Origin of the sequence: Variimorphobacter saccharofermentans (genome assembly GCF_014174405.1) — a bacterium.
Taxonomy (GTDB): domain Bacteria; phylum Bacillota; class Clostridia; order Lachnospirales; family Lachnospiraceae; genus Mobilitalea; species Mobilitalea saccharofermentans.
Genome location: NZ_JACEGA010000001.1, coordinates 2255973 through 2268177, shown reverse-complemented (window position 1 = coordinate 2268177; position 12205 = coordinate 2255973). Strand labels below are relative to the sequence as shown.

General features: G+C 37.9%; 10 protein-coding genes. 8 read left to right on the top strand and 2 right to left on the bottom strand.

Annotation, left to right across the window (positions count from 1 at the left end; all coding sequences use genetic code 11):
• The first annotated feature begins 7 nt into the window (after positions 1-7).
• From trpE to H0486_RS09945, 7 genes are all read left to right on the top strand, one after another.
• Positions 8-1465: an anthranilate synthase component I gene (gene trpE, locus H0486_RS09975; protein ID WP_228352868.1), complete on the top strand. Its 1458-nt coding sequence runs from the start codon at positions 8-10 to the stop codon at positions 1463-1465.
• A gap of 39 nt (positions 1466-1504) precedes the next feature.
• Entirely contained in the window at positions 1505-2080 is a 576-nt protein-coding gene (locus H0486_RS09970) for an anthranilate synthase component II (RefSeq protein ID WP_228352867.1), read from the top strand.
• A gap of 27 nt (positions 2081-2107) precedes the next feature.
• Positions 2108-3115 (top strand): anthranilate phosphoribosyltransferase, encoded by a 1008-nt coding sequence (gene trpD / locus H0486_RS09965; RefSeq protein ID WP_228352866.1) that lies wholly within the window; start codon positions 2108-2110, stop codon positions 3113-3115.
• Between the two features lie 9 nt (positions 3116-3124).
• Positions 3125-3928, top strand: a complete 804-nt coding sequence (gene trpC, locus H0486_RS09960; RefSeq protein WP_228352865.1) for an indole-3-glycerol phosphate synthase TrpC — start codon at positions 3125-3127, stop codon at positions 3926-3928.
• An 8-nt stretch (positions 3929-3936) separates the two neighbouring features.
• Complete coding sequence (locus H0486_RS09955) at positions 3937-4551, top strand: phosphoribosylanthranilate isomerase (protein WP_228352864.1); 615 nt, start codon at positions 3937-3939, stop codon at positions 4549-4551.
• Between the two features lie 119 nt (positions 4552-4670).
• On the top strand, positions 4671-5714 hold the full coding sequence (gene trpD, locus H0486_RS09950) for an anthranilate phosphoribosyltransferase (RefSeq protein WP_228352863.1): 1044 nt from the start codon (positions 4671-4673) through the stop codon (positions 5712-5714).
• A gap of 157 nt (positions 5715-5871) precedes the next feature.
• A complete protein-coding gene (locus tag H0486_RS09945) occupies positions 5872-6636 on the top strand; it encodes a MerR family transcriptional regulator (protein ID WP_228352862.1) in 765 nt (254 codons plus the stop codon).
• Between the two features lie 126 nt (positions 6637-6762).
• Here H0486_RS09945 and H0486_RS09940 read toward each other — a convergent pair whose 3' ends face one another.
• On the bottom strand, positions 6763-9420 hold the full coding sequence (locus H0486_RS09940) for a calcium-translocating P-type ATPase, SERCA-type (protein WP_228352861.1): 2658 nt from the start codon (positions 9418-9420) through the stop codon (positions 6763-6765).
• A gap of 412 nt (positions 9421-9832) precedes the next feature.
• Here H0486_RS09940 and H0486_RS09935 point away from each other — a divergent pair, with 412 nt between their 5' ends.
• Entirely contained in the window at positions 9833-11077 is a 1245-nt protein-coding gene (locus H0486_RS09935) for a mechanosensitive ion channel family protein (RefSeq protein ID WP_228352860.1), read from the top strand.
• A gap of 497 nt (positions 11078-11574) precedes the next feature.
• Here H0486_RS09935 and H0486_RS09930 read toward each other — a convergent pair whose 3' ends face one another.
• Positions 11575-12198 carry a V-type ATP synthase subunit D gene (locus H0486_RS09930; protein WP_228352859.1) on the bottom strand — a complete coding sequence of 208 codons (624 nt, stop codon included), beginning with the start codon at positions 12196-12198 and terminating at the stop codon, positions 11575-11577.
• Between the last annotated feature and the right edge of the window lie 7 nt (positions 12199-12205).

Genomic DNA, 12205 nt, shown 5'->3' with positions numbered 1-12205 from the left:
GAATATTATGATCACACCTAGTTGTAAAGAAATTGAGCTATTAGCAAAGGAATATCGCATCATCCCAATTTGTAAGGAAATCTATGCGGATATTACTACACCAATCACCCTATTGCGAAAAATGTCACTGATTAGTGAGCGGTATTTTCTATTGGAAAGCATTGAGGGTGGAGAAAAATGGGCCAGATATTCCTTTCTGGGGTTTAATCCGATTGTACATATTACCTGTAAAAATCATGAAGTAACAATTGATAACGGAGAGATAAGAAAGGTCAAAACGGATCATCCTTATGAAGTGTTAAGAGAGGTAATGGAGGAATATAAAGCTCCAAAGTTACCCAATATGCCTCCTTTTACCGGAGGACTGGTGGGATATTTCTCCTATGAAATGATTGGTTATACTGAACCAGTATTAAAGCTGAAAAGCAGTGAGTTTCATGATTTTGATTTAATGCTGTTTGATAAGGTAATTGCCTACGATCATTTAAAGCAAAAGATTGTAATCATTGTAAATATGAAATCGGATAATGTACTTGAGAATTATGGAAAAGCAATGTCGGAGATGGAACATCTGACTCGTTTTATCATGGAAGTGGATACCTTCCCTATAGCAAGAAAAAATGACAGCCCGGAGTTTACCTGTAACATGACAAAAGAAGAGTACTGTAAAATTGTAGAACGTACCAAGGAATACATTGTGAACGGGGACATATTCCAGGCTGTGATTTCCAGAAGATTTGAGACGGAGTATAAGGAAAGTCTCATAAACGCATATAGGGTCTTAAGAACTACCAACCCATCTCCTTATATGGTGTTTATGCAAAATGATGATGTGCAATTGATTAGTACATCTCCGGAAACCTTAGTCAGACTTAAGGATGGTGTATTAACAACCTTCCCGATTGCTGGCTCCAGACCAAGAGGAAGTAATAAAGAAGAGGATGATGCATTAGAACGGGAATTACTGGCTGACGAAAAGGAATTAGCCGAACATAATATGCTGGTTGACCTCGGAAGGAATGACCTTGGAAAGATATCCGAATATGGCAGTGTAAAGGTTACCGACTATAAGAGAATTCAGCGTTATTCCAGAATTATGCATATCACCTCGGAGGTGGAAGGAAGGATAAAAGAGGGAAAGGATGCATTTGATGCAATTGAAGCCATCCTACCTGCCGGTACCTTATCTGGTGCCCCCAAAATACGTGCCTGTGAGATTATCGAGGAGATGGAAAAGGGGCCTCGAGGGATCTATGGTGGGGCCATCGGATATATTGATTTTACCGGTAATATGGATACCTGTATTGCTATTCGTATGGCTGTGAAGAAGGATAATAAAATAACGATTCAATCTGGAGGAGGTATTGTTGCAGACAGTATACCGGAAAAGGAATACGAGGAATCAGAAAATAAAGCAAAGGCAGTAATCGATGCAATTCTAAGGGCGTCTGAAGTAGAAAGATAGAAGCGAAAACATTATGTAGCACAGAAATGAGGTTATTATATGATATTACTTATTGATAATTATGACAGCTTTACATACAATCTGGTACAGCTTGCAAGCAGTATAAATCAAGATATCCTTGTTGTACGAAATGATGAAATTACAGTGGAGCAAATCAGAGAATTAGCGCCGACTCATATAATTTTATCTCCAGGACCCGGATATCCCAAGGATGCAGGGATTTGTGAACAGGTAATTAATGAGCTGAAGAGCGAAATACCAATTCTCGGTGTTTGCTTAGGACATCAGGCAATCTGCGAAGTATTCGGAACCAGGATTACCCATGCCAAACATCTTATGCACGGAAAACAGAGTAACATTCACATCGCTAATGGAAGCCCAATCTTTTATGGATTAGCACCATGTATTCAAGCAGCAAGGTACCATTCCTTAATCGCTGAAAAAGAGACCTTACCGGATGATTTGCTTGTAATAGCAGAGGATGATTACGGGGAGATTATGGCGGTACAGCATAGAACTTATAATGTCTATGGTCTGCAGTTTCACCCGGAATCAATAATGACTCCAGAAGGAAATGTTATATTAAAGAATTTTCTAATGCTCCGTAATATGTAATTCGAAGAAAGAAAGGAAGTATGATATATGATACAGGAAGCAATTCGTAATTTATTGAATAAAGAAGACTTATCCTTCGAAATGGCTAAAACAGTAATGGATGAAATTATGAGTGGAAATGCAACCAATGCACAAATTGCCTCATTTATTACAGCGATACGTATGAAAGGGGAAACCATCGATGAGATAACAGCATGTGCAAGAAGTATGAGAAACATTGGATTGAAACTGCAGCATGAAGGAGATGTGCTGGATATTGTCGGAACCGGTGGAGATGAAGCGTTTACCTTTAATATATCGACCATATCGTCACTTGTTATCTCAGCAGCTGGAATACCGGTTGCAAAGCATGGTAATCGAAGTGTTTCCAGCAAATGTGGTAGCGCCGATGTTTTAGAAGCATTGGGAGTTAAGATTGATATACCAGTAGAGAAGAGTGAACGTATCTTAAAGGAAATTGGAATATGCTTTTTATTTGCCCCATTATATCATTCCTCAATGAAATATGCGGCTCCTGTGAGAAAAGAGCTGGGGGTTCGAACTATTTTTAATATATTAGGACCGCTTGCCAGTCCAGCAAATGCTAATTTACAACTACTGGGAGTATATGATGAAGCACTGGTTGAGCCAATGGCCAGAGTATTGGCAAATCTCGGCGTAAAAAGAGCTATGGTGGTACATGGGCATGACGGCTTGGATGAGGTATCACTAAGTGCCAGGACAACGGTATGTGAAGTTAACAATGGTAAGGTAAACAGCTTCTTCCTGGATCCACATCAGTTTGGATTTGAATATTGTAAGCCGGAGGATCTTGTGGGTGGAGATCCGGTTCATAATGCTGATATAGCAAGAAGAATCTTGAATGGAGAGAAAGGTCCAAAACGTGATATTGTACTTTTGAATTCAGCAGTATGTCTCTACATGTCATATAACAATATCACACTGAGAGAGTGTGTAAGAATGGCTGCCGATACAATAGACAGCGGTAAAGCAATGGAACAATTAAACAGATTCATCACGAAATCAAATGAATAGGATGGTTATATGATACTGGATACAATTGTAACAGCAACAAGAATAAGAGTAGAGATAGCAAAGCAGCAGCTTTCGCCAGAGAAGCTGAAATCCTTGATTTATGATGGAAAAGGTGTCAGAAGCTTTCATGGGCGTAATGCATTTGCATTTGAACGTGCACTTAATAAGAATTGGAAGGAAGGTCCCGGTTTTATCTGTGAGGTTAAGAGAGCATCCCCTTCTAAGGGAATGATAGCGGAAGACTTTCCTTATCTTGAGATTGCGTTGGAATATGAAAAAGCCGGAGCCGATGCCATATCCGTATTGACAGAACCGGATTTCTTTAAAGGGTCGGACCAATACTTATCAGAAATCAGTAGTGTAGTAGAGCTTCCGGTACTTCGTAAGGATTTTATTATTGAGGAGTACCAGATTTATGAAGCAAAGCTGATAGGTGCAGATGCTTTATTACTCATCTGTAGTTTATTAGACACGAATACGTTAAGAAAATACATGGAATTGTGCAATGAATTAGGTTTATCCGCGCTGTTTGAAACACACACAAAAGAAGAAATTCAATCTGCCTTGGAGGCCGGAGCAAGAATGATCGGTGTAAATAATCGGAACTTACAAACCTTTGAGGTGGATTTATATCATAGTGTAAGATTACGAGAGTTAGTACCAGAGGATATAATTTTTGTGGCAGAAAGCGGAGTGAAAACCTCGGAGGATATAAAAATACTGAAGGAAGCAGGAGTTAATGCTGTACTCATTGGTGAGACATTAATGAGAAGCGATAATAAGAAAGAGGCATTAAACGGCTTAAAACGGTGAAAGCAATTATGTCTAAGATAAAAATATGCGGATTACGAAGAATGGAAGATATACTGACTGTGAACGAAATCCTACCAGACTATATCGGATTTGTATTTGCGAAAAGTGCCAGACAGGTTAATGATGAGACAGCAGAAAAGCTTAAAAGTGCTTTGAATCATCATATTAAGGCGGTAGGCGTATTTGTAAATGATTCGATCGATCACATTGTCCGGTTATATGATAAAAATGTGATTGATCTTATTCAATTGCATGGGGATGAGGACCCGGAATATATTCATCAGCTGAAAAAGAAGGTATCATGTCCTGTTATTAAGGCGCTTCGAATACAAAGTGCTGAGGATATCCATCAAGGTAAGGTGTATGAATGTGAGTATATGTTACTAGATACCTATTCAAGCCATCAATATGGAGGAAGTGGAGAGGCATTCGACTGGACCATGATCACTCAGATGAGAAAGCCGTTTTTCCTTGCCGGTGGAATTGGTATTGACAATGTAGAGAAAGCAATTCATATGTTGAACCCTTATTGCGTTGATGTCAGTAGTAAGGTAGAGACAGATGGTTGGAAGGACCCGAATAAGATGAGGGAAATCATAGATAAAATTAGAAATCTATCATAGAAGTCAATAAGATGAATTCTATTATTCGGAAGTCTATGAAAATAAATTTATAACTGAAATTTATATATAATTTGTAATTAAGAACGGCCTGCTTAGTGTACGTGAAGGGAGTAATAAGAATGGTGGAAATGGTAAACGACATTTTACAGAAGTTAAACACAGGAATGGAATTATCAAAAGAGGAAGCGTATGGAGCGATTAAGGCGATACATGGGAATGAAATGACGGATGCTCAGATCATGAATTTTCAGGTTTCCTTATTGATGAAAGGACCGACTCTTACTGAGATAGCAGCTATCGCACAGGCAATGAGAGATTTTTGTATTCCTATAACACCTAAGGTGGATAGTGAGTTAATGGATACCTGTGGTACGGGCGGGGGTTTGAGTACTTTTAACATCTCAACTGCAGTAGCTTTTGTAGCTGCAGCTGCCGGAATTAAGGTGGCCAAATCAGGGAGTAAATCCAGTATCAATCATGCTGGCAGCGCAGATGTATTGGAAGCACTTGGTATTCAAATTCATCAGAGTCGACATGCCGTGGAGAATATGATCGAAGAGATTGGAATATCTTTTCTTTATGCTCCTCTATTTCACCCGGTGATGCAGAAAATGATACACCCGGAGAAGGATTTCGGAATTAAGACCATATTTTATACAATTATAGGTCCACTTATTAATCCGGCACAGGCAACACTGCACTTAATGGGTGTATATAAGGCCGACCTTCTTGAAAAGGTATCCCAGGTTGCTTTATCTCTTGGATATACTAAAGCTTTGTTTGCTCATGGAGAAGGTGGAATGGATGAAATCTCACTAATTGGAAAAACTACCATTCATGAGCTAAAGGATGGTATGATTCATGATTATGAACTATATCCGGAGGATCTGGGATTGAAGCGCTGTAAGCTTAATGATATTGCTACAGGAACTCCGGAAGCCAATGCAATGATGATACGAGATGTTTTTTCTGGTAAAAATAAAGGACCACGCCGTCAAGCAGTTGTATTAAATGCAGCGGGTGCCTTAATGGTTGGAGGAATTGTGAAGGACCTGAAAGAAGGGGTAACCCTTTCCAATGATATTATTGACAGTGGTTTGGCTCAGGATAAACTTAATCAATTAATAGAAGCCTCCCATTCATATCAGTCGCTAAGCAAATGAACCGAAGTAGTGTATAAATGCTCCGATATTATAGGAAAATGTGCTTAACACGAATTTAAGAAAGCATTATGAATGAACCTTTCCGAAAAAATCAAAAATAGATATTGACATTTACGTTACGTAAAGGTATAAACTGTTCCTGTAAGGAGGAGTACAAATGGAATATACAGTGCAAAAGCTTGCTAAATTAGCAGGAGTCACTACTCGCACACTTCGATATTATGATGAAATCGGAATTCTTAAGCCGGCAAGAATCAATTCTTCTGGATATCGTATCTATGGTAAGGAGGAAGTTGACCGTTTACAGCAAATCCTGTTCCATCGGGAGCTGGGTTTTAATCTTGATACAATTAAAAAGGTTATGACCTCGGAAAACTTTGATGAAACTGCAGCGCTGAATGACCATTTGATGAGACTCCTTTCACAAAGGAAGGAATTAGATATGCTTATTGAGAATGTCAAAAGGACATTAGAGTATAAGAAAGGCAGGATTACTATGAATGATACGGAGAAGTTCCAGGGCTTTAAGAAAAGGCTCATTGACAGTAATGAAGAAAAATATGGTAGAGAAATCAGAGAGAAGTATGGAGACGAGAGTGTTAATGAGTCAAATCGAAAACTCTTAAACATGTCGAAGGAGCAATATGATGAATTTGACAAGCTCGGTCAGGAGATTCTGGATACATTAGAAGTAGCCTATGCAACTGGGGACCCGGCTGGTGAACTGGCACAAAAGGTCGCAGATATGCATCGCAGATGGTTGTCCTTCACTTGGGGAAGCTATAGCAAAGAGGCACATGCTGGAATTGCCCAGATGTATGTAGAAGATGAGCGATTTACTGCTTATTATGATAAGAAGCAGCCTGGAATGGCAGCATTTTTGAGAGATGCAATATTTATTTATACTGGTAAGAATACTTGATTTATCACCAAATAGGATTGCCTAAACAGAAGGATCGAGGAGAATTACCAATAAGAAATCGGATATGTAAATGGAGTGATTCAATATGTTACTTTGAATGTTCCATAGCATATCCGATTTTCGTTATTATTGGACTTCTAATCTTTTCGTAAATAACTTAATTATTTCATTAACAATGAGCGGTATTAGTGCAAATCCTAGTACAAGCAACCAATCCTGCAAGGATAGGAAATGCACTCCAAAAGCAATGGCAAGTGGAGGAATCGAGATTACTACTAACTGAAGGAGGATTCCTACAATAATTGCTCCGATTAAAAATTTATTCGAGAATACACCGATCTTTATAATGGATTTTGTCGAGCTTCTCATGGATAATGAATAAAACAATTGGGAAGCAGCCAGTACTACAAATGACATGGTTCTTGCATAAGCCAGTGCTGCTTCTGAGATTTCTCCAGAGCCAAGCTGATAGCCATGCTCCCATAATCCATAATAAAAGGCAACCAGCGTAAAAATCCCGATTAATATTCCACCGATAACCGCTCGGACTCCGGCTCCATGTGCAAAGAAGCTTTGCTTTGGATTTCGTGGCTTTTGCTTCATTACGTCATGATCTCCGGGATCCACACCTAGTGCAATCGCAGGCAAGGAGTCAGTGATCAAATTAATCCAAAGAATTTGTGTTGCAAGTAAAGGAACTGGCCAATTCAGTAAAATAGATAGGAATATGGTTATTACCTCACCAAGATTACAGGAAAGCAGGAAGATAACTGATTTTTTTATGTTATTATATATGTTTCTGCCTTCTTCAATTGCATGAACAATGGTTGTAAAGTTATCATCCGTTAAAATCATATCGCTGGCACCTTTCGCAACATCAGTACCTGTAATGCCCATAGCGACACCAATATCTGCAAACTTAAGGGAAGGAGCATCATTTACACCGTCTCCGGTCATCGATACGATATTACCCTGTGCCTTGAAGGCTCTTACGATCTTTACTTTATGTTCCGGTGAAACGCGGGCAAATACTCTATAATTATTGATGTTTGCAGCGAAAGCTTCATCGGACAATTCATCAATCTCTGCACCGGTGATGCTTTGTTCGATGCTTTCTGCAATTCCTAATTCTTTAGCAATTGCAACCGCTGTATTCTTATGATCACCAGTAATCATAATAGGGCGGATACCGGCCATCTTAGCTTCATGTATGGATGCTTTAACTTCCAGACGAGGAGGATCAATCATTCCAACTAAACCGATTATGGTAAGATCTTTTTCCATCTCTTGTGGAGGAAGAATTTTATCCGTGTCTTTAAATGCAACACCCAATACACGTAAAGCCGAATCAGACATTTCTTCTGTAATACGAAGATAGTCGTTCTTGAGCTCATCGGTAAGAGGAACAATTTGACCATTTACAAGTGCGGTTGTTGATATTTTAAGAATGTTATCAATCGCTCCCTTGGTGTGAACTCGGTAACCTTCATCTTCTACATTGAGAGTTGACATTAACTTACGATCCGAATCGAAGGGATTTTCACCAACTCGCTTATGTTCAGCATTAAGAGCAGCTCGGGTAAGATTATATTTGTCACCGAGAATGATCAGAGCAATTTCTGTCGGATCTCCTGTACCCTGACCATTTTCATAGGTTGCATCTGAACAAAGTACTAATGATTTAATTAACTCTACTTCGTCAGGGGTAGCAACAAGGTCTTCTTCGGTTCCGGGAACGTCTGTAAGATGATTATGTGTGTATTGCTTTACCACAGTCATCTTATTCTGAGTCAGGGTTCCGGTTTTATCAGAACAGATGATATTAACAGAGCCCAGAGTCTCTACTGCCGGTAGTTTTTTTACAATCGCATTGATCTTCGACATTCTCGTTACACCAAGAGCAAGTACAATCGCAACAATCGCGGCGAGACCCTCCGGAATAGCAGCAACCGCTAAGCTAATAGCAGTTAAAAACATTTCGAATAAATCTCTTTTTTGAATCAAAGCAATAACAAATATTAACACACAGATACCGATTGCCAGAAAGCCTAATGTTTTTCCCAGTTCCTCGAGACGTTTCTGAAGTGGAGTCATCTCATTGTCATCACTATCCAGTATCTTAGCTATTTTACCGATTTCTGTTTCCATTGCGGTAGCTACAACGACACCTTCACCACGTCCATAGGTAGTGAGAGTGGATTGGAATGCCATATTCGTTTTGTCACCAATGGAAGTTTTAGGATCTGTAAGTAGCTTACCGGCATCTTTACTGGAAGGAACGGATTCCCCGGTTAGTGCCGATTCTTCAATTTGTAGATTAGCACTATCAAAGAGTCTTAAGTCGGCAGGTACATATCGGCCGGCATCCAGTATAACAATATCTCCTGGAACGATCTCTTCAGAGTTGATTTCCTTAGTTTCTCCGTTACGGCGTACAACTGACTTTGGTGTGGTCATTTTCTGTAGCGCTTCTACAGCTTTCTCTGCCTTGTATTCCTGTACAACACCAATTACAGCATTTAGAATAATCACTAATAAAATAATGATGGCGTCCGCATATTCCTTAATTACAAATGTGATCACAGTAGCTGCTAAAAGGACATATATCAGCATATCCTTTAACTGTGATAAAAATAGAGCTATAATACTTTTTTTGGGTTTTCCTTTTAATTTATTCAGACCGTATTTTTCTAGACGTTGCTTTGCCTCAGCTTCCGTTAGGCCAACAGCAGGATTTACACCGAATTCTTTAAATACGTCCTCCGGCGATTTTGAAAACCACATAATAACACCTCTTTCATTCATTTTGTTGATTATTATAGTTCCAAATAACTCATTCACTATGCCGCACAGGTTATGTAGCATATTGAAAATAAATATCGTCGGCAACATAGACAGTATACCATAATTTACTAATATTAGCATTAAAAAACAATTAAAATCAGAAATTACATCATTATACTAAAATACCTTCTTATTATGTAGTTTTTGTAGCATACTATGCAAAAGAATGTTTCTGTATTTCCTTTGAATTGCAAAGATAGTCATATTTATGAATTAATCAGAGCGATTTGACACCTAATAAGATTAATAGTAGAATTATGCAGAAATGGTAATCTATTTTTGTACAAATGAAAGTTTAGAAGTCGATTATGTGTTTATATATTATTGATGTTTATAGGAAAGGAAAGAGTATATGTACGAATATCTTGTAACAAAGCTAGAAAGTCAAGGATTGAAGGGGAATATTGCCGAATATCTATCCTATGCAATTTTAGCAATTGGAATCATTCTTGCCTGTCTTCTGGTCAATATTATTGTTCAGAAAATCGTTATAAAGATTGTATCAAATATTATTAACCGTAATAAATACAAGTGGATCAGAATGTTAATGGAGCGGAAATTCTTTCACAAATTAGCTAATGTGCTTCCGGGCATTATTATCTGTATGTTCGCATCCGTTTTCCCAGAGAGCGTATCAGAACTTATACGACGGAGTGCATCCATCTATATTATGATTATAGCACTTTTTATCATGAATTCTATGTTGGATGCAATTGATGATATCTATCGAACACATCCGATATCGAAGGTCCGTCCTATCAAGGGACTGCTTCAGATAGTAAAAATAGTTATTTTCATTATTGTAGCAATTATCATAATAGCAGACTTAATGGGGCAGAGTCCGCTAATTTTATTAAGTGGAATTGGAGCAGCAGCAGCGGTGTTCTCCTTTGTATTTAAGGATTCCATTCTTGGATTTATCGCCGGAATTCAATTGACATCCAATGATATGCTTCGAATTGGAGATTGGATTGAAATGCCTAAATATGATGCGGATGGTGATGTCATTGATATAACCTTAAACACCGTAAAGGTTCAGAATTTTGATAAGACGATAGTGTCCATTCCGGCTTATGCCTTAGTATCGGATTCATTTAAGAACTGGAGAGGGATGATGGAATTCGGTGGAAGGAGAATAAAGCGGGCAATCTATATCGATGTGAATAGTATTACGTTTTGTACTGATGAAATATTGGAGAAGTTCAAGAAAATAGAATACCTAAAGGACTATATTTATGATAAGGAAATGGAGATAAAGGAATATAATCAGAAATATCATGACAGGGAAGGCTCTCTGATTAATGGAAGACATATGACAAATATAGGAACCTTCCGTATCTATATAGAGAAGTATTTACAACACAATCCCCATTTGAATAAGAATGTGACAGTTATGGTTCGTCAATTGAGCCCAGGAGAGCATGGACTGCCCATAGAGATATATGCTTTTACTAATAGTACGGATTGGGGCGTTTACGAGAAGGTTCAGGCCGATATTTTTGATCATATATTCTCTGTAGCAGAGGAATTCGGTCTACGATTCTTCCAAAACCCCACAGGATATGATGTGAAGCAAATTCATACCTATCAAGAATAATTCTCACGACGTTCTAATAAGCATGATAAAAGCAGGAATAAATCATTATCCCTGCTTCTACCACTGGTGTCTCAATCGATTTTAGTGCAAGTATTCAATTTTGAAAGTGAGATACTACAAGAACTTAATCTTATCAAGATCAGTATTCTTGTCAAACCGAAGGATAACTAATTGTTTGGTTAGAAATAATTAAACTGTCCAACGCTATCATCTCCCAATCTTTCCAGAACCTTTGCTGTTTGTAATCCTGAGACCAAATTACAAACTTTTATTATTCATGACGATAGAAAGTTCGCAAGGCGTACTTTCTATTGTATATTAATCGATACGACAGGACTTATCAAATTTAAATGTCTTCTTTTTAAGCAAGTTAAGTCGTTCGCCGTATCTGATAATTATTATGTCTTAATGATAAAAATATATACAAGAAAAATAAAAAATATAATGTAAATTTAAAACATGATATTATGAAGGGAAAGTCCTATGTTATGCTTATATTATTGACCTGCAGTTTGGCGCTTTTTAATCACCTTTAATCTTGTAAACTCTTCACGTTCTTTTTCTTCCAATGCATTCTGAATACTAATGGTAAGGGCAGTATAATAGGGTATGGTAATATTCTTAAGTGCGTTGGCACGTTTTTGAGTCTTATTTATATTAGTAGCAAGACGATAGGCGGAATTTTCAATCATCGATAATCGGATAGTTAAATCCTTTACCTTCACAAAATTCTTAGTAGCTTCATCCAGGGACATGGTAGTTTGGAAAAATGCATAATTCGGTTTACTATTTGTGTTATCATATTCTACCAAAGGAATTTCGGTTCCCATGATACTTCGTTGCTTTATCTGAATGGAAGTTTCTTCGGGAATGGTATTTGATAATTCTGATACATTATGGATACCCATCTCAATATTCGCCTTTTGAAGCGCAAGGTAAGCAGAAGAGAAGGTACTATCAATCTCGGCTTGAATATCCTTTGCCTTATCAATTAATTCCATTAATTCACGCATTAATATATTACGTTTCTTATCCATTAATTCGTAACCCTGCTTAGCCAGCCTTAATGAATTCTTAGCTAATATTAAGTTACCTTTAGTGGGAAAGGTATTCGGATTCATGGTAATC